This is a genomic window from Bacillus sp. N1(2025) (assembly GCF_053470005.1).
The window spans coordinates 223854-247521 of the sequence record NZ_JBLTJB010000005.1 but is presented as its reverse complement, the minus strand read 5'-3'; the positions used below and the strand labels follow the sequence as shown (position 1 = coordinate 247521).

Annotated in this window: 23 protein-coding genes; 13 read left to right on the top strand and 10 right to left on the bottom strand. The window is 47.6% G+C overall.

Going from position 1 to position 23668, the window contains the following annotated elements; all coding sequences use genetic code 11:
* Positions 1-112 precede the first annotated feature (112 nt).
* Positions 113-1291, top strand: a complete 1179-nt coding sequence (locus ACNFN4_RS13950; protein ID WP_029974039.1) for an MFS transporter — start codon at positions 113-115, stop codon at positions 1289-1291.
* Between the two features lie 34 nt (positions 1292-1325).
* Here the strand turns inward: ACNFN4_RS13950 and ACNFN4_RS13945 are convergent, their stop codons facing one another.
* From ACNFN4_RS13945 to ACNFN4_RS13930, 4 genes are read right to left on the bottom strand one after another with little or no spacing between them, the layout of a single operon-like run.
* Complete coding sequence (locus ACNFN4_RS13945; protein WP_017419116.1) at positions 1326-1469, bottom strand: hypothetical protein; 144 nt, start codon at positions 1467-1469, stop codon at positions 1326-1328.
* 8 nt (positions 1470-1477) lie between these two features.
* Entirely contained in the window at positions 1478-2317 is an 840-nt protein-coding gene (locus ACNFN4_RS13940; RefSeq protein ID WP_007408509.1) for a YihY family inner membrane protein, read from the bottom strand.
* An 11-nt stretch (positions 2318-2328) separates the two neighbouring features.
* On the bottom strand, positions 2329-2655 hold the full coding sequence (locus tag ACNFN4_RS13935; protein ID WP_103527060.1) for a hypothetical protein: 327 nt from the start codon (positions 2653-2655) through the stop codon (positions 2329-2331).
* A 13-nt stretch (positions 2656-2668) separates the two neighbouring features.
* Positions 2669-3142 carry a low molecular weight protein-tyrosine-phosphatase gene (locus tag ACNFN4_RS13930; protein ID WP_115941313.1) on the bottom strand — a complete coding sequence of 158 codons (474 nt, stop codon included), beginning with the start codon at positions 3140-3142 and terminating at the stop codon, positions 2669-2671.
* Between the two features lie 155 nt (positions 3143-3297).
* Here ACNFN4_RS13930 and ACNFN4_RS13925 point away from each other — a divergent pair, with 155 nt between their 5' ends.
* The 5 genes from ACNFN4_RS13925 (at position 3298) to ACNFN4_RS13905 (ending at position 7942) form a co-directional block, all read left to right on the top strand.
* Positions 3298-3513, top strand: a complete 216-nt coding sequence (locus ACNFN4_RS13925) for a DUF1128 domain-containing protein (RefSeq protein ID WP_003155571.1) — start codon at positions 3298-3300, stop codon at positions 3511-3513.
* A gap of 330 nt (positions 3514-3843) precedes the next feature.
* The gene (locus ACNFN4_RS13920; RefSeq protein WP_007408506.1) at positions 3844-5037 is read left to right on the top strand and encodes an MFS transporter; all 1194 of its coding nucleotides are present in this window, start codon (positions 3844-3846) and stop codon (positions 5035-5037) included.
* 26 nt (positions 5038-5063) lie between these two features.
* Positions 5064-5825 (top strand): type I 3-dehydroquinate dehydratase, encoded by a 762-nt coding sequence (gene aroD, locus ACNFN4_RS13915; RefSeq protein ID WP_053285223.1) that lies wholly within the window; start codon positions 5064-5066, stop codon positions 5823-5825.
* Between the two features lie 65 nt (positions 5826-5890).
* Positions 5891-6775: a shikimate dehydrogenase gene (locus tag ACNFN4_RS13910; protein WP_014720860.1), complete on the top strand. Its 885-nt coding sequence runs from the start codon at positions 5891-5893 to the stop codon at positions 6773-6775.
* 135 nt (positions 6776-6910) lie between these two features.
* A complete protein-coding gene (locus ACNFN4_RS13905; protein WP_172870070.1) occupies positions 6911-7942 on the top strand; it encodes a LacI family DNA-binding transcriptional regulator in 1032 nt (343 codons plus the stop codon).
* A gap of 20 nt (positions 7943-7962) precedes the next feature.
* Here ACNFN4_RS13905 and ACNFN4_RS13900 read toward each other — a convergent pair whose 3' ends face one another.
* On the bottom strand, positions 7963-8478 hold the full coding sequence (locus tag ACNFN4_RS13900) for a type 1 glutamine amidotransferase domain-containing protein (RefSeq protein WP_003155578.1): 516 nt from the start codon (positions 8476-8478) through the stop codon (positions 7963-7965).
* 220 nt (positions 8479-8698) lie between these two features.
* Here ACNFN4_RS13900 and ACNFN4_RS13895 point away from each other — a divergent pair, with 220 nt between their 5' ends.
* The 3 genes from ACNFN4_RS13895 to ACNFN4_RS13885 all read left to right on the top strand — a co-directional run bounded on the left by ACNFN4_RS13895 (position 8699) and on the right by ACNFN4_RS13885 (position 15098).
* The gene (locus ACNFN4_RS13895) at positions 8699-12991 is read left to right on the top strand and encodes a multifunctional 2',3'-cyclic-nucleotide 2'-phosphodiesterase/3'-nucleotidase/5'-nucleotidase (protein WP_448200258.1); all 4293 of its coding nucleotides are present in this window, start codon (positions 8699-8701) and stop codon (positions 12989-12991) included.
* A gap of 209 nt (positions 12992-13200) precedes the next feature.
* Positions 13201-14340, top strand: a complete 1140-nt coding sequence (locus ACNFN4_RS13890; protein ID WP_215797370.1) for a YibE/F family protein — start codon at positions 13201-13203, stop codon at positions 14338-14340.
* Positions 14337-15098 carry a YibE/F family protein gene (locus tag ACNFN4_RS13885; protein WP_094296478.1) on the top strand — a complete coding sequence of 254 codons (762 nt, stop codon included), beginning with the start codon at positions 14337-14339 and terminating at the stop codon, positions 15096-15098. Before ACNFN4_RS13890 ends, ACNFN4_RS13885 begins: the two co-directional genes overlap by 4 nt.
* 35 nt (positions 15099-15133) lie before the next feature.
* On the opposite strand, the gene ACNFN4_RS13880 is transcribed toward ACNFN4_RS13885, so the two are convergent.
* From ACNFN4_RS13880 to treP, 4 genes are all read right to left on the bottom strand, one after another.
* Positions 15134-15799 carry an NAD(P)H-dependent oxidoreductase gene (locus ACNFN4_RS13880; protein ID WP_029974056.1) on the bottom strand — a complete coding sequence of 222 codons (666 nt, stop codon included), beginning with the start codon at positions 15797-15799 and terminating at the stop codon, positions 15134-15136.
* Positions 15800-15931: 132 nt separating this feature from the next.
* Positions 15932-16648, bottom strand: coding sequence for a trehalose operon repressor (gene treR / locus ACNFN4_RS13875; protein WP_061861963.1), 717 nt, complete (start codon positions 16646-16648; stop codon positions 15932-15934).
* A gap of 21 nt (positions 16649-16669) precedes the next feature.
* Entirely contained in the window at positions 16670-18355 is a 1686-nt protein-coding gene (gene treC, locus ACNFN4_RS13870; protein ID WP_104679048.1) for an alpha,alpha-phosphotrehalase, read from the bottom strand.
* Positions 18356-18430: 75 nt separating this feature from the next.
* The gene (gene treP / locus ACNFN4_RS13865; RefSeq protein ID WP_104679047.1) at positions 18431-19846 is read right to left on the bottom strand and encodes a PTS system trehalose-specific EIIBC component; all 1416 of its coding nucleotides are present in this window, start codon (positions 19844-19846) and stop codon (positions 18431-18433) included.
* Between the two features lie 270 nt (positions 19847-20116).
* On the opposite strand from treP, the gene ACNFN4_RS13860 reads away from it, so the two are divergent.
* Genes ACNFN4_RS13860 through ACNFN4_RS13850 form a run of 3 tightly spaced genes read left to right on the top strand, consistent with a single transcriptional unit; the run spans position 20117 to position 21081 of the window.
* Positions 20117-20377, top strand: coding sequence for a spore germination protein (locus ACNFN4_RS13860; RefSeq protein ID WP_007408496.1), 261 nt, complete (start codon positions 20117-20119; stop codon positions 20375-20377).
* A 14-nt stretch (positions 20378-20391) separates the two neighbouring features.
* The gene (locus tag ACNFN4_RS13855; RefSeq protein WP_003155595.1) at positions 20392-20634 is read left to right on the top strand and encodes a spore germination protein; all 243 of its coding nucleotides are present in this window, start codon (positions 20392-20394) and stop codon (positions 20632-20634) included.
* Between the two features lie 15 nt (positions 20635-20649).
* The gene (locus ACNFN4_RS13850) at positions 20650-21081 is read left to right on the top strand and encodes an Hsp20/alpha crystallin family protein (RefSeq protein WP_007408495.1); all 432 of its coding nucleotides are present in this window, start codon (positions 20650-20652) and stop codon (positions 21079-21081) included.
* Positions 21082-21090: 9 nt separating this feature from the next.
* On the opposite strand, the gene ACNFN4_RS13845 is transcribed toward ACNFN4_RS13850, so the two are convergent.
* Positions 21091-21468: a DnaJ family domain-containing protein gene (locus ACNFN4_RS13845; RefSeq protein ID WP_020955499.1), complete on the bottom strand. Its 378-nt coding sequence runs from the start codon at positions 21466-21468 to the stop codon at positions 21091-21093.
* Positions 21469-21713: 245 nt separating this feature from the next.
* On the opposite strand from ACNFN4_RS13845, the gene ACNFN4_RS13840 reads away from it, so the two are divergent.
* The gene (locus ACNFN4_RS13840) at positions 21714-23651 is read left to right on the top strand and encodes an LTA synthase family protein (protein ID WP_017419102.1); all 1938 of its coding nucleotides are present in this window, start codon (positions 21714-21716) and stop codon (positions 23649-23651) included.
* Positions 23652-23668: the final 17 nt, after the last annotated feature.

The following is a 23668-nucleotide window of genomic DNA, read 5'->3' as shown; positions in this document are numbered from 1 at the left end:
AAAAACTCCCTCAATTACACTTCCGCGGCAGCCCGAATTGGCATTTTCAGGTTGCCGGACGCGACAAATCCGTGTACGATCAAGAAAGAGACTGAAGAAGGAGAAATACGCGATGTCACGACTGTACTTCTTTATTTTGGTTCTGCTTGTTTCCATCTCCGGATTTTCCCAAGGCATGCTTCTGCCGGTGATCTCCGTCATTTTTGAAACGAACGGAGAATCCGCAGCCATAAACGGACTTCACGCAACCGGCCTTTATATCGGTGTGCTTCTGGCGTCGCCGTTTATGGAGGCCCCGCTGCGCAAGCTCGGATTCAAACCTCTGATGGTCATGGGCGGATTTCTTGTTATCATCAGCTTATTCAGTTTTATTTGGCTTCAATCCATATGGTTATGGTTTTTTCTGCGGCTGCTTATCGGAATCGGGGATCATATGCTGCATTTTTCAACCCAAACGTGGGTGACGTCAAAGTCAACGCCCCGAAACAGAGGAAGAAACATTTCGCTGTACGGACTGTCCTTCGGGCTTGGATTCGCTGTCGGCCCGTTCATGGTCCCTCTTGTGAAAACAAGTCCTTCCCTTCCGTTTATCGTATCCGGCTGTATCAGTCTTGCCGCCTGGCTGTTTGTGTTTGCCTTACGTAACGAGTACCCGGCGCAAGGTCCGGATGAAACATCCGGGGATAACAGCGCAAAACGGTTTTACCGCGCTCTTCTTTTCGGCTGGGTCGCTTTTCTCCCGGCTTTCGGGTACGGTTTTTTAGAAACGGCGCTGAACGGAAGCTTTCCCGTGTACGCCCTGCGTTTAGGCATATCCGTTGATGCCGTCGCGCTGATATTGCCCGCTTTTGCTATCGGAAGTATTGTATTCCAGTTCCCTCTCGGTTTATTAAGCGATCGATTCGGGAGAAAACGTGTCCTGCTCGTCATCTTATTAACGGGTGCCCTTTGCTTTTTGACGGCCGGACTGTTTCCGTCACCTTCTGTCATCGGCTGCTGCTTTTTCACGGCGGGAATGGCGGTCGGCAGTATGTTTTCCCTCGGCATCAGCTATATGAGCGACCTGCTGCCGTCCCATCTGCTGCCGGCGGGCAATCTGCTCTGCGGCATTTCCTTCAGCCTCGGCAGCATGATCGGCCCGGTGGCGGGCGGCTGGTATATGCAGCGGTTTGAAAGCGCCAACTTGTTTTACTTTATTACGGTGATTCTGGTCTGTATTTGGCTTGCGCTCGTCTTCGGGAAAACAAAGCACAGTCCCGCATCCGAATCCCATTCTTTTCCGGCCTCATAAAAAAGCCGCCTGATCTGAGTCAGGCGGCTTCTTTCTAGTGGTATCCGTTCTGCCCGTTAGCGCTTCCGCTTGTTTTATTCTTCGGGCCGTTTTTTGAGTTTTGTTTATTATGGCTTCCGCCTTTTTTCGTATGCTTGGTCATAATCGATTCCCCTCCGTTTTTCAGCTTGAACGTCATCCGTTCCTCTATAGCTTGCTCCCGCGGTACGGATTTTCATCAGGAAGCTTTTTACGTTTATGTAAAAGCGCGTTGATTTCTCCTCCTAAAATCAGCAGTGTTCCCGTAAGATAAAACCAGATCATAAGGACGATAATTCCCCCGATGCTCCCGTATGTGGCGCTGTAGTTGGCAAAGGTGCCGACGTAAAATGAGAACAGCATACTGACGATAATCCAGCCGGCTGCCGCGAATACGGCTCCCGGCAGCACAAAACGGAGGGAAAGCCTTTTATTCGGCGCGAAAATGTAAAGCGCGGTAAACACGATTAACAGGATAAGCGGACTGATACCCCAGCGGACAACCGACCACACCTGCAAAAACAGGCCGGAGGCGCCGATGAAATCTGCGGCCAGCATTCCGATTTCTCTGCCGAACACCGGCAGAAGCAATGCGATTAAAATCGTAACCACCATCGCGATGGTTAAAAAAATTGAGGTCAGGCGAATGATGATAAATGAGCGGTTTTCCTCGACTTCGTAGGCATGGTTAAATGCTCTGACAATCGCGTTCATACCATTCGAAGCCGACCAGATGACGGCGATAATCCCGAATGACAAAAGCCCGCCGCTGCGCTTGTTCAGCGTTTGCTCCGTAATGGATTTCACCATGGACATGGCGCTGTCGGGCGCGTATTGATCGACCGCCCCGAGCACGTCTTCTGCAGATATGGGAAGATAGGCGGTGAGCGTCAGCATGAAAATCATCAACGGAAACAATGACAGCAGGAAAAAATACGCCAGCTCCGCCGATTTACTTTGTCCTTCATGCAGAGAAAACCTTGCAAACAGCTCCTTTATAAAACTCATGACATCCCACCTCAATGATCGTTTTTCGAAAAATGCTCCTTCGTTTCTTTTAACAGGTCAATGACCTGCGGCGTCGTCTGCTTCAGCTTGGTGATCTGCCCGTTTAAAAAACCCAGATCTTCCGATACGGTATTGGCGAAGATTTTCACTTGATCCATTTTTGCGGAAGCCTGCTGCTTCAGGGCTTCAGGATGTTTCCGGTAAAATGCCGCACGCCGCCTGCACGCGTCCATGTTCCGGAAACATGCCTCTCTCGTCGGCTTATGTAATAAGGACAGTGCTCCTCCGGCGGCAGCGCCGATCAGAATCGCTTTTGCCATGATGCGTGTCTGCTTCATCGGTCAATCCCCCTTATAAATGATGGTCTTTCTTTATTGTCTCCAGCAAATGACGGCACCCGGATTCGACCAAAGCGTACACCTCGCTGAAATTCCCGGTATAATACGGATCGGGCACGTCCGCAAGGTCCGACTCCGGTACATAATCAAGCAGCCTTGCAATACGCGGCGCCGCTTTTTTATAACCGGCCATGCTGCGCAGATGTCCGATATTTTCTGCATCCATCGCAATGACGTAATCAAAATCGGTCAGATCAGACTCACGGACCTGCCTCGCCGTGATGCCGCTTGCGCTGATCCCTTTCTTCTCCAGGATCTCCTTTGTCCCTTCATGCGGCGGATTTCCCGCATGCCAGGCGCCGATTCCCGCTGAATCAATGTTAATCTGCCCGTTCAGCCCGTTTTTCTTCACCATATCAGAAAATACCGCCTCTGCCATAGGCGACCGGCAAATATTTCCCAGACAGACAAACAGCACATGTATCATATCGATAACCTCCCTATTCTTTCCCCGCATTTTGAGGATCAAAAACCTTATCATCATCTTAGCAACTTTTCTGCGGCTGTGGAAATAAGCTTTTATTCTAAATGAATTCTGTTAGAATAAAGGGTACGAAAACGGTCATGAAAGGATGCATGAATTTGCCGAGCCAACAAACAGAAACGTTAAACAAAATGATTGAAGACATTTCGCAAAAGCTCAACATGCTCAATGTCGGCGTCATCAGAGCGGAAGATTTCAGTGATGAAAAAATAGAAGATCTTACATACCTTCATCAAATGGTCATGAAAAAAGCATCATTCAGCCCGAGTGAAATGCAGGCCATTGCCGAGGAGCTCGCCTCTCTCAGAAAATAAACCCATGTCAGACCTGCCGAAAAACGGCAGGTCTTTTTTTGATTTAAAAAAGTAAAAAAAGTTCATCGGTTTGACACATATAAAAAGAAGGAGTATAGTAACTGTGAACTTGGTAGAACGATATACTAAATGAGCGGGCCGCTTATCTTTTTTTATTTAGTAGAACGATATACTCGTTGTGATCTCAGCGTTATTCAAGTTTGTTTTTCAACCGTTTTATCAAACAGTTTTCAAAGAAAGGCAGTGGTTCAATAAAGGGGAATGGTGCTGTTCTTTTATCAATTTAAAAAATAATTTAATTCTTTATTAACCGCATTAGGGGATGTCATCATGAAAAACATATACACCAAAATGGCAGCGGGTCTTTATATTAACTATTTCCTGCTGGGCATGATCAATATTATTATCGCATCCAATATGGAGGCATTATCAAAACAGCTTCATACATCCGCAGCCGGGGTCAGCTATTTGGTCTCCGCCATCGGAATCGGGAAGCTGATTTCGCTTCTGTTTGCCGGGAAGCTTTCGGATACATTCGGGAGACGGCCGTTTATCGTATCGGGCGCCTTTCTGTATCTGATTTTCCTAATCGGAATTCCGCTTTCGACAAACTATACAGCTGCGTTTATCTTCGCCATTTTCGCCGGGATCGCCAATTCCTTTTTGGATTCCGGGACATATCCGGCGCTTATTGAAGGATTTCCGAAAAACGCAAGCTCTGCAACCGTGTTAATCAAAGCGTTTGTATCCATCGGCGCGACGGTGCTTCCGTTTTTTATCGCGTTTATTGCGGACAGGCATTTGTTTTACGGCTGGACGTTTTTCGTACCGGGCATTATTTTCTTCCTGAACGGCTTTTTCCTGTTAAAAGTTCCGTTTCCGAATCATAAGCAAAAAGAAGACGGCGGCCGGACGGAAGCCTCTCCGTCTGATGACGCGTTCACATCACAGCCGTCGATATGGCGTGAAGGCCTTGCGATCATTCTGTTAGGCTTTTCATCTACGGCGCTGTTTATGCTCGTTCAAGTATGGCTTCCTAAGTTCGGGCAAACCGTTTTGGGCATGCCTGAGGTGCAGGCCGTCAAATTGTTGAGCTATTACAGCATCGGGGCGCTTGTATCCGTATTATTGCTGGCTGTGCTGTTAAACAGAGTGATTCAGCCGATTACGGTAATGGTGCTGTACCCTGTGATCGCGGCAATCGCGCTGCTTGCTCTGATTTTCATTCATCAGCCGGCCGTATCAGTCATCAGCTCCTTTGTCATCGGACTTTCAACTGCGGGCATTCTGCAATTGGCGATGACGGTTATGGCTGTTTTATTCCCTAAAAATAAAGGTACGATCACATCTTTTGTTAATATAGCATCAAGCTTATCTTTTATTGTCATTCCGCTTGTAACGGGAGCGATATCCAAAGCGGCCGGCCTGACGCCTGTTTTTCTGCTTGATATCGGAATTGCGGCCGTCAGCGCCCTTCTCGCATTGTTTATCGGAATCCGCTTTAAGCAAGTGATGAAAGCCTGACTATTTTTTAAGGGAGAGGATTTATCATGCAATCTATCACGATCAGAAACACGGTCATCGGCGAAGGGCTTCCGAAGATCATTGTGCCGCTGATGGCGGCCGGAGAGAAAGAACTGCTCGAAGAAACGGAAGCCGTCAACAGGCTTCGCCCGGATATCATTGAGTGGCGGGCGGATGTGTACGAGCATGTTGACAGCCTGGATGCCGTAAAAGGCATGCTTGAAAAGCTGCGGAAAGCCGCAGGCGCAACACCGCTGCTTTTCACATTCAGAACCCATAAAGAAGGCGGAAATAAAGTTATTGATGACCGCTTTTACATTGAATTGCTTAAAACCGCCATCGAAACAAAACATATTGACCTTGCAGACGTTGAGTTGTTTACGGGAGAAGCGGAAGTCAAATCAATTGTGAAAACCGCTGAAGATAACGGCGTATATGTCGTCATGTCCAATCATGATTTTCATCAGACACCGAAAAAAGAAGAAATCATTTCCCGGCTGCGGAACATGCAGGCGTACGGCGCGCACATTCCGAAAATTGCGGTGATGCCGCAAAGCACTGAAGATGTTTTCGTCTTATTGGATGCCACTCACACGATGAAAACACAATACGCAGACCGGCCGATCATCACGATGTCAATGGCGGGGACAGGCCTGATCAGCCGCCTGGCCGGCGAAGTCTTCGGGTCAGCGTGCACGTTCGGAGCGGGCAAAGAAGCATCAGCGCCCGGACAGATTCCCGTTGAAGAATTGCGCAGCGTACTCAGCATTTTAAATAAACATATGTAATCAGCGTTTTTCTGCCCTCAAAGCGGGATGAAAAACAAATGAATGGACTAACGGAGGAATACATCATGAAGAAAGATTTAGGACGGATTAACGGAAAAACTCAGCTTATCGGATTATTCGCGACACCGATCGGACACTCTTTATCTCCGGCGATGCACAACCTGGCGTTTAAAAAATTAGGATTGAACTACGCTTACCTCGCGTTTGAAGTCGGCAATGAACAGCTGGAAGATGTGGTAACGGGAATGCGCGCCTTAAACGTCAGAGGATTCAATGTCTCGATGCCGAACAAGATGAACATTCTCCCTTACCTCGATGAACTCGCGGATTCAGCGAAATTCACCGGCGCGGTGAATACAGTCGTTAATGAAAACGGCAGACTGATCGGACACTCGACTGACGGTATGGGATACGTCCGCAACTTAAAAGAACACGGCATCGATATCACAGGCAAAAAAATGACGCTGGTCGGTTCCGGCGGGGCCGCCACTCCGATAGCGATTCAATCCGCATTGGAAGGCCTCGGAGAAATCTCTATTTTCGCCCGTAATGACGCGTTTTTCGAAAAAGCGGAAGAAAACGTCCGCATTATCAATGAAGAAATGAAGGGATCTTCTTGCAAAGCGAAAGTCTTCCCGCTCGAAGATCAAGATGCGCTGCGTGCTGAAATCGCTTCAAGCGATATTTTCACAAACGGAACAGGTGTCGGCATGAAACCGCTTGAAGGCTTGAGCGTCATTGAAGATACATCCATGCTCCGTCCTGATTTGATTGTGACAGACGTCGTTTACAACCCCGTTACGTCGAAATTGCTTGAACAAGCTCAAGCGGCCGGCTGCAGCACCATTAACGGCCTCGGCATGATGCTTTGGCAGGGCGCCATGGCGTTTGAATATTGGACAGGCCGTGAAATGCCGGTTCAGTATATTAAAGAGCAAATGTTTGAATAACCTATTGTAATAGAAGCGCCGAAGGACACTCCGTCTTCCGGCGCTTTGTCATTTTCTCCCCTCTCTCTTTCTTCTCATGCGCCAAAACGCTTATAATGGATGTAACGAATAAAAACCAAGTGAGGAATGCGACGTATGAAACAGCAAAAAAAACGCCGAGTGACATTGCAGCAGGTCGCTGAGCATGCCGGCGTCTCAACATCCACCGCTTCATTAATCGTCCGCAACAATCCGCGAATTTCCGAAGCGACCCGTGAGAAAGTGCTGCAATCCATGCGGGAGCTGGGGTACGTATATGATCGGGTCGCCGCGAATTTACGATCACAGACGTCCACAACGGTAGGATTGATTATTACTGACATTTCCAATACGTTTTTCTCAGAGTTTCTGATCGGCGTTCAGAATACGCTTGAGGAAGTCGGATTAACGGTGCTGTTAGGCACGACATTTGATTCCGTCGCCAAGCAGGAACAGCTGATCTCGACCATGCTGGAGCACAGGGTCGGCGGATTGATTTTGTGTCCGGTTTCAGGTACAGCTGAGGAAACCCTTTCCCGCCTTGAGCAGCTTGACATTCCGCTCGTGCTCGCCGTCAGGGAGATTGCCGATGCAGATTGTGATTTTGTCGGAGCCGATTATGAGGAAGGCACCTATAAGGCAGTGCGTCATTTCATTGAGAAAGGCCATCAGGAGATTGCGTTTCTGGGCGGCGTGAAGCACTCATCAACATGGACGAAGCGTATGAAAGGGTTTAAAAAAGCGCTCCGTGAAGCGGATCTGGATGTGAAAAATGAATATGTCATTGACAGCGCGCCGACCCGCGAAGCAGGCTGTGAAGCCGTGACGGAGCTCCTCCGCCGGTCTGAGCGCCCGACCGCGATTTTCTGCTTCAGTGATTTGGTCGCGTTCGGCGTCATGCAAGGGATCAGAAAAGCCGGGCTCGTTCCGGGCGAAGATATTGACATTATCGGCTTTGATAACGTGCCGGAAGCTGAAATTTCTTATCCCCCGCTTACAACCGTTTCTTCCTTTCCGCGGCAGTCGGGAAAAGAAGCGGCTCAATTGCTGCATCATAAAATCACCAGTTCCCAGCACAAAAAACAACGCATTATTCTGGCGCCTGAGCTGGTCATCCGGGAATCTTCACAAAAAAAGCGGAACGCCTGATACGGCGCTCCGCTATTATATTACGCAAGCAGTTTTAATGATTCGCGGTTGAATGCCGGAATGTCATCCGGTGTGCGGCTTGTGACCAGCTGGTTCTGGCAGACGACGACTTCTTCATCCACAACATTCGCGCCCGCGTTTTCCATGTCGATTCGGATTGAAGTAAACCCTGTCGCTTTGCGCCCGTCCAATGCTTTCGCGTTGATGAGAAGCTGAGGTCCGTGGCAGATGGCGAACACCGGTTTTTTATCATCCATGAACGCTTTGGCAAATTGGACGAAACGGTCATCCGCACGCAGCATGTCAGGCGAGAATCCGCCCGGGATCAGCAATGCGTCAAAGTCTTTCGGATTCACATCATCGATGGACGCGTCCACTTTCACTTCCGCTTCCCCTTGTTTGCCTTTGACTGTTTTTCCTTTTTCCTGTTCAATTACGGTTAATTCATGACCCGCATCTTTAAAAGCTTTCGCAGGTTCAGTATACTCGACATCCTCAAAATAATCCGTTAATACAACTGCAATTTTTTTACCCATAGTTACTACCTCCTGCTTGATGAAGTCTACATAAATCCATGTACCCCAGCCACACTAACATCAAACATAGGTAACGCGTTTGCCGCTCATCCGTTTTACATAGGTCATTATCCTCATTTTTCATCTTTTTACAAGAATCATCATGAAATCTATATGAACTTTCACAAAATATTCTTACAATGGTACTGCATGACAAAATTTGTTGAAAGGTGGAGAACAGGTGAGAATACAGAAAAGACGATGCAGCGTCAATATGACACTCCGTATTCTGCTGCCCCTAGTTATGATACTTAGTCTAATCCTCCCAACATCACCCATTAAAGCAGAAGAAAACAAATCCTCCAGTGTGAATCTCAGCATTTTAGCCACAACTGACGTTCACGCTAACATGATGGACTACGATTACTACAGCGACAAACCGACAACGGAATTCGGGCTGGCCAGAACGGCTCAGCTTATTGAGAAGCACAGGCGCGAAAATCCGAATACGCTGCTTGTCGATAACGGAGACCTGATTCAGGGGAATCCCCTCGGAGAATACGCCGTAAAATATGAGAAAAATGATATCATTTCAGGCGCAAAGACCCATCCGATCATTGAAGTGATGAACAGTCTGCATTATGACGCAGGAACACTCGGCAATCATGAATTTAATTACGGGCTTGAATTTCTGGACGGGACAATCAAAGGCGCTGATTATCCGATCGTTAACGCCAATGTGAAAACATTAAGCGGCGAAAACCGTTATACGCCTTATGTCATAAAAGACAAAACCGTCACGGATGAAAACGGCGGCAAGCATCAGATAAAAGTCGGCTACATCGGCTTTGTTCCTCCCCAAATCATGACGTGGGATAAGAAAAATCTCGAAGGCCGCGTTCAGGTCGAAGACATTGTGGAATCCGCAAAGAAAACCGTTCCGAAAATGAAAGCTGAAGGAGCCGATATCGTCATCGCCCTCGCCCACAGCGGCATCGAAAAAAAAGCGCAGTCTTCCGGAGCGGAAAACGCCGTTTTTGACCTGGCAACGAAAGTCGGCGGAATTGACGCGATCGTATCCGGCCATCAGCACGGGCTTTTCCCTGATGCCGAATACAAAGGCGCTGATCAATTCGACGTCGATAAAGGCACGATTAACGGCATCCCCGTTGTCATGTCAAGCAGCTGGGGCAAATATGCCGGCGTCATCGACCTCCGGCTTGAAAAAACAGACAGCGTGTGGCATGTGGAAGATGCAAAAGGCAGCATCGAGCCGATTGCCGGCAATGTGACGTCGGAAAACGAAACCGTCGTCAATACCGTCAAAAAAGCGCACGAAGGCACTTTGAAATACATCAGAGAACCCGTCGGCCAGACAAAAGCCGATATCAACAGTTTCTTCGCCCAAGTCAAAGATGATCCGTCCATTCAAATCGTAACGGATGCGCAAAAATGGTACGCCGAAAATAAGATGAAGGATACGGAATACAAAGATCTGCCAATCCTCTCGGCGGGCGCTCCGTTTAAAGCCGGCGGGCGGAACGGCTCAAATTACTATACAAACATTTCCGCTGGCGACCTCGCCATCAAAAACATCGGCGATTTGTACCTGTATGACAACACGGTTCAGATCGTCAAGCTGAACGGAAGCGAAGTGAAAGACTGGCTCGAAATGTCCGCGGGGCAATTTAATCAGATCGATCAGGCAAAAGGCGGCAGCCAAGCGCTTTTAAATGACGCCTACCGCTCATACAATTTTGATGTCATTGACGGTGTCACCTATCAGGTCGATGTCACAAAACCGGCGAAATACAACGAAAACGGAACAGTCATTCATCCCGATGCAAGCCGGATCGTCAACCTTTCTTATCAAGGAAAGCCCGTCAGCGCCAAGCAGGAATTTCTGATCGTCACAAATAATTACCGCGCTTCAGGCGGCGGAGGATTCCCTCACTTAAGCAATGATAAAATCGTATACTCTTCTGCCGATGAGAACAGGCAGGTCTTAATGGATTACATCATCCAGCAGAAAACGATTAATCCGCAGGCTGATCATAACTGGTCCATCCTTCCGGTCAAAGGGACAAACCTGACATTTGAATCTTCCTTGGCTGCAAAGCCGTTTGCCGACCGCGCAGATGACGTCGCCTATATCGGTGAATCACAAAACGCGGGCTACGGACAGTACAAGCTCCAATTCAAAGATGATGAACCGGGCACAAAGCCGCCGAAAGATGATGCATGGAAACTCACCGTTATGCATACAAACGACACGCACGCCCACCTTGATAACGCGGCGAGGCGGATGACGAAAATCAAAGAAATCAGAAGCGAAACCGACCGCAGCATTTTACTGGATGCGGGAGACGTTTTCTCAGGCGATCTCTATTTCACAAAGTGGCAGGGGCTGGCTGATTTAAAATTGATGAACAGCATGGGCTACGACGCAATGACCTTCGGAAATCATGAGTTTGATAAAGGTCCGGGTGCTCTCGCCAGCTTCCTGAGCGGTAACGGGAGCGCGGCTGATCCGTCCGGAAAATACAATTTTCAAGCGCCTGACTTTCCGCTCGTCAGCTCAAATGTCGATGTGTCCAAAGAGTCAAAACTCAGACCATTCATGAAAAAAGCAGACACATTTACGGCAGGGAAAAAGAAAAAAGCAGGCATCTATCCATACATTCTGCTTGATGTAAACGGAGAAAAAGTCGCCGTATTCGGCTTAACGACAGAAGATACGTCCGTCACATCAAGCCCGGGAAAAAGCATTGTCTTTCATGATGCCTTCCAATCCGCACAAGATACGGTAAAAGAAATACAGAATAAGGAACATGTCAATAAAATTATCGCCCTGACCCATATCGGGCATCAGCGTGATCTCGATCTCGCAAAAAAGGTAAAAGGCATCGACTTAATCGTCGGCGGACATACGCATACGCTTGTAGATAAAATGGAAGTTGTCAAAAACGAAGAGCCGACCATCGTCGCCCAGGCAAAAGAATACGGCGAATATTTAGGCCGTGTCGATGTCGCATTTGACAAAAACGGCGTCGTTCTGCCGGAACAATCCTCTCTTCAGGCGCTGCCGGTGAACGAGCAGACGAAAGAAGACCCGGATCTGAAAAAAGAGCTTGATCCGTTTAAAAAAGAGCTCGTCTCAGTTAAAAATGAAAAAGTCGGTTCAACGAAGGTCGCACTTGACGGCCAGCGCGAGCATGTCCGCTCCAAAGAAACCAATCTCGGAAACTTCATCGCAGACGGCATGCTGCAAAAAGCGAAGGAAGCGGCCGGCGCCCAAATCGCGATCACAAACGGGGGCGGCATCCGCGCAGGCATTGATAAAGGAGACATCACACTCGGCGATGTGCTGAATGTGATGCCGTTCGGCAACACGCTTTACGTCGCGGATTTAACCGGAAAACAGATCAAACAAGCCTTGGAACAAGGGTTAAGCGGAATTGAGGCTCAAGGCGGCGCCTTCCCTCAAGTTGCCGGTTTAACATACACGTTTACACTGAATAAAAAGCCGGGACACCGCGTTCTTCAAGCTGCGGCCGTACAGGATGACGGCAGCGTAAAGCCGATTTCTGATAAGAAGACATACAGAGTCGCCACCAGTAACTTTGTCGGTGAAGGCGGAGACGGATATTCCGTCTTTAACGAAGCGTCCCATAAAGAAGACCTTGGCTTTGTCGACTATGAGGTCTTCACCGAGCAGCTTGAAAAAGCGGGAAAAGCGGTGGAACCGAAAGTTGACGGCCGCGCGCAGGAAGTGTACCTGCCGACGAAACAAAAAAACGGCTCGTGGACGCTTGAAGATGACAGCGCATTTGCCGTCTATGCCAAAAACGCCAATACGCCGATCGTGTATTACGATAAGAATGACGGCGCCAAAAAGCCGATTGATCTCAGCGTGACAAAAAAACAAATCGGCCTGTTAAAGGACAGAACATCGGATTCTTCCCTTACGATCCTGCATGACAAGTTCAGCATGAAAATGCCGATGGCAAACGCTGCTTCAGCTGATACACGATTCGGCGTGACGCCGAAAGGAAAAGTAAGCGGGGCGCTTTCAAATGTATACGACTTTACAATGAAGCAGAAAAACAAAGACATCAAAACATTCAAAGCGCCGGTAAAGCTCACCCTGCGTATTGAGAATACGAAAAAGGCGAAACAGCCGGGCATTTACCATGTAGACCGGAAAAAGAACGTCTATACAAAAACAGACAACGGTTCGGTTTCACACGATCTCGTCACGGGCTATACAAATCATTTCAGTGAATACACCATATTAAACGCAAACACGAAGAGCGCGCCGCCGACAAGCGGAGATCACGGCTCCGGAAAGCAGCCAAGCGGACAAAAACCGTCATCCGGCACTGCGCAGGACGGAGTATCGCCGGGCGGCCTGCTTCCTGATACGGCCACAACGATGTATTCCATCCTTCTTGCCGGGTTACTCATCAGCGCGCTCGGAACCGCACTGTATCTGTATCAAAGAAGAAAAGCAAAAAAAGTGAACGAAGCATAAAAAGACCGCTTTTATCGGGCGGTTCATCCCAAGAGCTCTCCTGATCTGATTTCAGGGGAGCTTTTTCTCTCGGTCCCCCTCTGAGTCGACAGCCGTACGGCCGAGTGATAAAATATGAACGTTATTCGCGAAAGACTGCATCCGCATCGTTTAACACTTCACGGCAGGGCCTCTCTTTCACACGGCGCCGCCTGTTTGGAGGACTTTTTTTGAAGATAACAGGAAACAAACAAAACCGCATGTCTTACAAGAAAAAGCTGTTTTACGTGATAACAGCGCTCTGTTTTATCAGCTCGCTCATTTTCGTCACTCACAACGCTTCTTTTTATGAGCGCCCGATTGCCAAAGTGACGAAAACAACATTGGAACACCAGTCTGACGTACAGGACATGCATAAAAACAAAGATAAGATTTTCAGTCAGACGATCACTGCCAGACTTGAAAACGGCAGTCAGAAAGGACAGCTCATTCATTTGTCCAATCAGTATTCATCATCCGGAGCGAACGATCAGAAATATAAGATTGGCGATGAAGTATTCGTTTCTATTGATAAAGGGAAACCATCAAACAAAGATATATCGGGAAGCATTATAGATAAAAAACGGGATAAACAGCTCTTGCTGATCGCTTGGGTTTTCATCTTCACCTTGCTTATCGTCGGCAAAAAACAAGGCTTCTTTTCGATCGTCAGCCTGATGTTTAACGCCGTTTTACTGTCGTTTGCATTAGATTTGTACAGGAAGCATCCTAATATAGGTTTAATTTTCATCTGCGGTATCTGTATTCTCATCTTTACTGTCATCTCATTGCTGCTTGTCAGCGGTTTTCACGCGAAAACATACGCCGCCATTGCCGCGACACTCGCAGGCACTTTCGTTTCCCTGCTGATTACGTATCTGGTGATGCTGGCAACCGGAGAGAAAGGTCTCAGATATGAGGAAATGCAGTATTTAACCCGCCCTTATCACACGGTGTTTATGGCCGGGGTATTTATCGGATCACTGGGAGCGGTCATGGATGTAGCCATTACCATGACGTCATCTGTCTTCGGATTATATGAAGAAAACAAGGGTATCTCATTACAAGCTCTCAGACGTTCCGGGATGGAGATCGGAAAAGACATCATGGGGGCGATGACCAACATTCTGTTTTTTGCTTATATAAGCGGCTCTATTCCGATGATGCTGTTGTATTTGAAAAATGATTCCCCGATAGGATTCACTCTTTCTATGAACATTTCCTTGGAAATAGCCAGAGCATTGGCCGGAGGGATCGGAATCGTATTAGCCATACCCGCCAGTCTGTATGCTTCTATCTTTTTTATTAAACGAAAGAAGGCAAGCTCATGAATGTCATCGTAATTCTCGCGGCGATTTTATTTCTATTAATGGTCATCATCGGCGGAAAAAAAGGAGCGAGGTCTTTTATTGCGTTATTCTTAAATTTCGGTGTTCTCTTTCTCACCATCATTTTCATGACAGACCCGCATATCAATCCGATTGTTTTAACATTGCTCTCTTCCGCCGTGATTTGCAGCATTACTCTTTTTTATATTAATGGAGGAAACGTCAAAACCGTAACCGCCTTTATTTCCGCAATGCTGACGATTGCATTGCTGCTGTTTTTTATTATGTCTGTAACAAAACATACTTCGATTCAGGGATTCGGTGAAGAAGAATTGGGTGATATCGGCATATTCACACTGTTTGTCGGGGTGGATTTTGTGAAGGTTACCGCAGCCATGATCATCATGGGCACGATTGGGGCGATTATCGATGTCGCGATTTCCATTACTTCACCCATGCGGGAAATTTACAGTCATAATCCGTCCATGAGCAGAAAAGATCTGTACACATTCGGATTAAGCATCGGGAGAGATATTTTAGGAACGAATACGAATACGTTATTCTTTGCTTTTTTCGGCAGCTATTTGGCTTTAATTATCTGGTTTAAAGACTTATCATACTCAGCTGAAAAAATTGTGAACTCAAAAGTATTCAGTGCGGAAGCCGTCACCATTCTTTGTGCCGGAATCGGGATCGGCATCATCATTCCCGTTACATCCTGGATCACCGCCTGTTTTTTAGCAAAACCAAATAAACATTAAAAGCTGCCGGGACACGCCCGGCAGCTTTTTTTATCTTATACCCACTTTACTACGTCTTTTGAGGCAGATCTTGTTTTCGGGCGCGGATCTCTGACACGGTAGCCGAATGCGGCCATAACAGAGATGTCGAAACTTCCGTTTTCCAGAAGCCCTTCTTCTTCAAGAATCCGGTGAATTTCTTTGTAGTTGAAGCCTTCTACAGGGCAGGAGTCGATTCCGATCTGCGCAGCGGCTGTCATCATATTGCCGAGGGCGATGTAAGTCTGTTTGGATGCCCAGTCAAACAGTGCGCGATCTGATTCAAGCAGATTGAAATCATTTTTCTGGAAGTCTTCCGTTTTGCTGATATAGCCTTCATACATATCTTCCGGCATTTTTTTGACTTCCCGCAGGTGGTTTTTGACATAGTCGGCGTCAAAACGGATATCCTTTGCCGTCCGGGCAAGCAGAAGTACGAAATGGCTTGCGGTCGGCAGCTGCTTTTGCGCCCCCCATGTGAACTCGCGGAGTTTTTCACGAAGCTCCGGGTTTTGAACGACGACAAATTTCCAAGGCTCCAAACCGAGTGAGCTTGGGGATAATCTTCCCGTTTCTAAAATGAATTCAAAATCGCTTTCTGAAATTTTTTTCTCAGGATCAAATTCCTTTGTGGCGTGTCTGAATTGATACGCTTCGATGATCTGCTGTTTTTTATCTGACATTCATGATCTCTCCTTTTCAATCGTTATGTACTATTGTAGCCAATATTTTTGAAAGTACCAGTACGCACATTTTTGTTGGATAGTATTCATTTTGATACTGACAAAAAAACGGGCTGCCGCGGCAGTCCGTTTTTATTTTTCCCTTCTCGCAAAGTCGACGAAACGGAATTTATCGAGCCTGTGCCGGCTTTCCGTGTACTGAAAGAGGCTGGTATCCTCCAAAAAGACGCGGTTTTTCACGACCGCCATATGGCTGAATCCGCCGAGATCCAAATACTTCCGATCCTCTTCCCCCGCCGGCTCCACGACAATTTCCTTTTGCGCGTAGCTGATGGACAGGCCGAGCTCTCCTTCGAGATACTCATAGATCGAATCTTCGCAAATCGCCTTCGTCAATAGAGGCACATGTTTTTTCACAAAGTAATCCTTGTCCAAAATAATATGTTCTCCGTCAATCCGTCTTGATCTGACGACTTCCCACACCTTTTCATCCGCTTCTGCACCAAGCTCTTTTGCGGCTTCTGTGGGAGGCAGGATCAGCCCGAGACGGTGAACCGCCGTTCTCGTCTCTTTTCCGAGCGTTTTCGAAAGCTCTTTGAAGCTGATCAGGCCTGAGACGGGAAAACGCATTTTTTCTCTATCTAATATGACGGAGCCTTTGCCTTTGATTTTCTGGATGTAGCCGTTTTGCGCCAGCATATTGAGCGCTTTGCGGACGGTTTCTCGTGATGTGCCGTATTGATCGCACAAATCATTTTCAGACGGAAGAACGTCTTCAGCCTTCCGCTGGCCGCTTTCGATCTGCCGCACCATATCTTTATAGATTGTGATGTATTTATTCACTTTCATTTGACCACCCAGATTAGTGTATCACGCTTTTGTCAGATGATAAACGATCGATTCATACGGACGGAGCGTCAATCGTTCCGGCCGCCCTTCCCTCGGTTCATCATTCGTCAGCAGCACCGTAAACCGCCAGCCGTCCGTGTCTTTAAGCGGAACCGTAAAGTCAGCTTCTTTCCCGTAGAAGTTGTTGATGCACAGCAGTTTTTCATCCTTGCCGTGTCTGACGTACGCCAGAACCGCCGGATCGTCTTCAGCAAGCAGCTCAAACGTTCCTTCAGTCACGATGTCATATTCCTTTCTGAGCTTGATGAGCTTCTGATAATGGTAGAAAATTGAATCCGGGTCCCGCAAAGCCGCTTCCGCGTTAATGTCCCGATAATCATCCGCCGCCGGAATCCAAGGCGTTCCCGTCGTGAAACCGCCGTGCGGCCCGCTGTTCCACTGAATGGGGGTTCTTGCATTGTCTCTTGATTTCTCTTTTAAAATGGCGATAATGTCATTTTCGGGCACGCCTTCTTCCTTCATCTTTTTGTAAATGTTCAATGATTCGACATCGCGGTATGAGCCGATGTCATCGAATTTCGGATTGCCCATGCCGATCTCCTCACCTTGATAAATGTAAGGCGTGCCCTGCATCATATGAATGGCCGACGCCAGCATTTTGGCTGATTTTGTGCGGTATACGCCGTCGTCTCCGTATCTGGATACGGCCCGCGGCTGGTCATGGTTGCACCAGAATAATGCGTTCCAGCCTCCGCCTTTTTGCATCTCCGTCTGCCAAAACGCTAAAATCCGTTTCAGCTTCAGAAAATCAAACGGAGCGAGCGCCCATTTTTCACCATTCGGATAATCCACTTTTAAATGGTGAAAGTTAAAAGTCATATCGAGTTCTTTATTCTCAGGGTTTGTGTACCGGATGCAGTGGTCAGCCGTTGTCGAGGACATTTCACCGACCGTCATGCTGTCATATTTCGAAAACACTTCCCGGTTCATCTCATGGAGAAATTCGTGCACGCGCGGCCCGTCCGTATAATAAGGGCGCCCGTCACGCCCATCCTCGGCATCAGGAAACGATTGGTCTTTAGAAATGAGGTTGATCACATCCAGCCGGAAGCCGTCGATCCCTTTTCGGAACCAAAAATGCATCATGTCGTAAACCTGTTTTCTCATCTCTTCATTTTCCCAGTTCAAATCGGCCTGCGACACATCAAATAAATGCAGATAGTGCTGGCCTGACACCGGGTCGAGCTCCCAAGCGGAACCGCCGAATTTTGATTCCCAGTTGTTCGGCGCCCGGCCGTCTTCCTTTCCGTCTTTCCAAATGTAAAAATCCCGATACGGACTGTCGGGTGACGAGACCGCTTCTTTGAACCACCGATGCTCGACTGATGTATGGTTTACGACAAGATCCATGACGACCTTGATTCCTCTTTTGTGCGCTTCATCGAGAAGGCGTTCAAAATCCTCCATCGTTCCGTATTCTTCATAAATGGTGCAGTAATCGCGAATGTCATAACCGTTGTCATTCTGCGGCGAATCGTAAATCGGCGTAAGCCAAATGACATCAATCAAAAGCTTCTGCAAATAATCAAGCTTCTCGATAATACCGTTCAGATCACCGATCCCGTTTCCCGTCGTATCATTAAAGCTCTTCGGATAAATTTGATATACTGCTGCCTTTTTCCACCATGATGTGCTGTCTGTTTTCATTTTTCTTCACCGCCTGTAATGTTTTGAATTGAAAGGGAAAAGGGACAGCCTGATAGAAGGCGCCCCGCAGGTTTTCTATTTTTGCCGTTTCAGCCGCGCATACCCGTATGTTCCCGCAAACGGGAGAATCAGCACGATCAGCATTCCGATCGCAAACGGACCCCAGTACTGACTCATAATGGAGAAGATCCCCGGCACGCCGCCGACTCCGACCGAGCTTGCGAGAACGCCTTTGACGGAGATGAACATCCCCGCGATTCCCGAGCTGATCATGGCGATCACAAACGGAAATTTGTAACGCAGATTCACGCCGAAAATCGCCGGCTCGGTAATGCCCAAATATGCGGAAATGCCGGCCGTCAGTGAAAGCCCCCGCTGTTTTTTATCTTTTGTAATCAGCATCATGGCCAAAGCCGCCGATCCTTGAGCGATATTTGACAATGCGAGCATCGGCCATAAAAATGTGCCGCCGAGCTTTGAGCCGATTAATTGAAGATCGACCGCGAGAAACGTATGGTGCATCCCCGTGATCACAAGCGCCGAATACAGCCCTCCGTACAGCAGGCCTCCGATGGCGGAGAATTGGCCGAAAACGGCAATCAATCCCGCCGTCAGCGCGTTACCGATCGCAAAGGTAATCGGACCGATGATGACAAAGGATAGAAAACCGATGACCAAAAGCGTCACCGGCGCGACGACCAACAGCTGAATGCCCTCCGGCGTCCGTTTCGTCAAAAAGAGCTCAAGCCTGGCAAGTAAATAAGACGCCAGCAGAATCGGAAGCACCTGACCTTGATACCCGACTTTCTGCACCTCAAGGCCGAACAGGTTCCACACCGGAATATCGCCGCTCTGCTCGGCAGCCCCGTAGCCCCATGCGTTTAACAGATCAGGATGCACCAGCATCAGCCCGAGCACGATGCCCAAAAGCGGGCTTCCTCCGAACCGCTTCACTGCCGACCAGCCGATTAAAGCCGGCAGAAAAGCGAAAGCCGTCCCCGCGATCAGATTAATCATATTGGCGAGATCCGCCCATTGCGGATACACTTGGACAATCGATTTCGTGCTGTAGAAAATGCCTTCCGCCGTTAAGATATTGTTCAGACCCATTAACAGCCCGGCCGTGACGATCGCCGGCAAGATCGGAATAAAGATGTCCGCAAGCGTTTTCACAGCACGCTGTAAAGGATTCATTTTTTGCGCCGCCGCCTTCTTCACGTCATCCTTGGACGCTTCACCCATCCCCGTTTCCTTCACTAATTCCGCATATACTTTGTTGACCGTCCCCTGCCCGATCACGACTTGAAACTGCCCGTTTACCGCAAAAGATCCTTTGACAATGTCTATTGCATCAAGCATTTTTTGGTTTACTTTGGTTTCATCTATTAATGCAAACCGCAAACGCGTCACACAATGAGTCGCCGCCTCAATATTTTCGATTCCGCCGACAGCTTCAGCGATCTGCCGCGCAGCCCGGTTAAACTCACCCATGCCAACCCCTCCGTAACCGTTTTCATTTTGTCTTACAAACTTGTATATACATGTTTATGACTCTATTGTAATGATGTATATACATGTCGTCAATCTATTTTTATAGCGCTTTCATCACAAATATACTGCGAAAGACCCTGAAACAAAAAAAGCCCCGCCGGAACCGGGCCTTGACTTCTTGTTTTATCGGGAACATGTCCGGGCGGAATTCACAACAGGAGCACAAAAAGCATACAGTACTGTACAACTAAGTTAAAGAGGTGTGAAGAGATGCCATCCACTGTTATCAACCTGTACTATTTGAAGATTAACAGTATTTCTGGCAACGGATCTATTACGATTGGGGAAGCGGCATACAACAGTCCCACCACAAATAACAAATCACAAGGACTGAACTCTTCATTCGGCGATACGTCACCTATAGAATCGATGATGGAGAACTTGTTAAATGATCCTGATGTCAACGACCAGACAGCCATCGGAACCGCAGATACCGCAAATATTACGCCGGTGCCGCCCATTATAGATTAAAGGGGTTTTTATGAATGCCTTACCAAATTAACGTCGTCAATATAAAAGTAAACGGAGCAACGCAAAACGGAAACGTCGATATCGGTCAGACCGTACAAAACAGCCACACCGCCAACAGCAAATTTGTCGGCGCGAACTTTTCTTTAGGGGATTTTTCGCCGGCCGCCGGATGTTTGAATTCGGGCCATCTTGACCCTGACGTGAGCGATCAGGATCAGATCGCCAACCCGTCAATGCCGATCGCAAATCAAATATAGGGAGGTTCTGCCGAAGTGGATATCGAGAAAATGAGAAAGTGGCTTGAGATTACGAACGAGCACAAGCCCAGCGACTTTTGGACCAATGTCCTGAAACGGAAATCTCCCGAAGATTTTTTCTCCTTACAAAAAAACACCCTGACTTATGATATTTATCAGGATGAACAGCACACATTTGTCATTGTGGAAATGCCCGGCGTTTACGAAGAAGAATTGACATTGAGGCTGCTGTCAAGAACACGGCTGCATATAAGAGGAAACATCACACCCCTTTTTCCAAAGAACATGGGCGTCTGCCAAAACCGGTATTACGGGGAAATCGATGAGACGATTGAGCTTCCTGAACCGGCTGAGCCCCACCTGTTACAGGCGCAGTGCGTAAACGGCCTGCTCCACATTTCCTGCCCGCGCCTTATGGAGCACATTCCTTTTCAGAAAAAAATCTAAAGAGCCGGCTTACGGGCGGCCCAGCCGTCTGTACACTTTCTCCTTATAATGAGAAGATGCGGGTTTTGAGAACATGGCTTTCTCCTCCGTCAGTTTGTCGAGTCTGACTTGTTTTTCCGTCCGTTTGTTCCGCAGGTGATCCCGCTCCTGTTCATTGCGGCACTTGGCGATCAAATAATCGAGCGTCATCAGCTCTTTCTTCAGCGCGCCCTCATCCTCGGCGATCCCGGCGTTTTTTAATATGCGGTAGCCCATTCTGAGCGACTCCGGAAGATGTGCGGCATCGTCTTTGGGCAGGGGCTTTCCCATTCCTTTGATGTCGGCGAACTCTCCATCCTTAATGGCGCGCTTGATTTTATCTTCAGCCACGATATGGGCAATATCCATCACTGTTCACCTCTTTTTTCAATAGAACCGGGTATGATCATACGGAAACACAAATCCCAGTTTGTTCCATTTATATGTTTTAAAGCTGTCATTCAACAGATCAACCGCCGTTGCGACAGCGTTTTTCGCCCTTTTTCCGATGAGCCTTTTCCACCTTTTCTATTTGCTGGTTTCATGGTATATTGATTACGTTCGTTTTTTCTATCGTTCCGTGTAAACCGTGATCGGAAAAAAGGAGTGTAACAATGAAAACATTTATAAAAGAAAGAGGACTTGCCTTCTTCTTGATAGCGGTCGTGTTATTGTGGGTGAAAACATATGTCGCTTATATTTTAAACTTTAACCTCGGCATAGACAACACGATCCAGAAAATATTGCTTTTTGTGAATCCGCTGAGCTCCAGCTTGTTCTTTCTTGGATTTGGGCTTCTTTTCAAGAAAAAATTACAGCAGACAGCCATTATTGTGATTCATTTTTTATTGTCTTTTTTGCTTTTTGCAAACATCGTCTATTATAGATTCTTTAATGATTTCATTACCATCCCGGTCATGATGCAGGCAAAGACAAACGGCGGCCAGCTCGGAGACAGCGCGTTCTCGTTAATGAGATGGACAGACGCCTTCTACTTCCTGGATACCGTCATTTTGATTATTTTGGCCCTTAAGATGAAAAAACCGGCTGAAAAACCGGCGAAGAAATCATTCAGAATCGTTTTGGCTTCCGCCGTGCTTGTGTTCCTGATCAACCTCGCCGTCGCGGAATCCGATCGTCCTGAGCTTTTGACACGCTCATTTGACCGAAACTATCTGGTGAAATACTTGGGCACGTACAACTTTACGATTTACGATGCCGTGCAGAATGTGAAATCAAACAGCCAGCGCGCGCTTGCCGATTCAAGCGATGTAACGGATGTGGAAAACTATATGAAGGCCAACTATGACGTGCCGAACAACGTCTACTTCGGAAAAGCCGAAGGAAAAAACGTCATCTACGTCTCATTAGAGTCTCTGCAATCCTTTATCATTGACTATAAAATTAACGGCAAGGAAGTGACGCCGTTTTTAAACAAACTGGCGCACGATAATCAAACATTCTACTTTGATAACTTTTTCCACCAAACGGGACAAGGTAAAACATCTGATGCGGAATTTATGATGGAGAACTCTCTGTACCCGCTTTCGCAAGGTTCGGTTTTCGTCAATAAAGCGCAAAACACGCTGCAGTCCGTTCCTGCGATCCTAAAAGGCAAAAAGTACACATCTGCCGCTTTCCACGGAAATACGCAGACTTTCTGGAACCGTAACGAAATGTACAAAGCGGAAGGCATCGATAAGTTTTTCGATTCCGCTTATTATGACATGAGCGAAGAAAACACGAAAAACTACGGCATGAAAGATAAACCGTATTTCAAAGAATCCATGCCGCTCTTAAAGAGCCTGCCGCAGCCGTTCTATACGAAGTTCATTACGCTGTCCAACCACTTCCCGTTCGGAATGGATAAAGAAGACACGGACTTCCCGGCGGGAGACTTTGGCGATTCAGTCGTCAATAACTACTTCCAGTCCGCGAACTATCTGGATGAATCAATCGAACAGTTCTTTAATGACCTGAAAAAAGACGGCCTGTACGATAAGTCGATTATCGTGATGTACGGAGACCACTACGGCATCTCCGAAAACCATAATAAAGCGATGGCGAAAGTGCTCGGCAAAGATGAGATCACTGAATACGACAATGCCCAGCTTCAGCGGGTGCCGCTCTTTATCCACGCTCCCGGCGTGAAAGGCGGCCGCAATCATAAATTTGCCGGTGAAGTCGATGTTGCGCCGACCGTTCTTCACCTGCTCGGCGTCGATACGAAAGATTATCTCATGTCAGGTTCAGATATCTTATCGAAAGAGCACAGAGAAGTCATTCCGTTCCGTAACGGAGACTTCATCTCACCGAACTATACGAAAGTGTCCGGCAAGTATTACGATACGAAAACCGGAAGACTTTTAGATGATTCAGAAGTCGACAAAAAAGAAGACTCTCTCGTCAAGACTGAGCTTGAAATGTCTGATAAGATCATCAACGGCGATCTGCTTCGTTTCTATCAGCCGAAAGGCTTTAAGAAAGTGGACCCTTCACAATTCGATTATACGAAGCGTGAAGATTCCTCAGCAGATGATCAAAAAGAATAAACAAAAGCCAGATCATA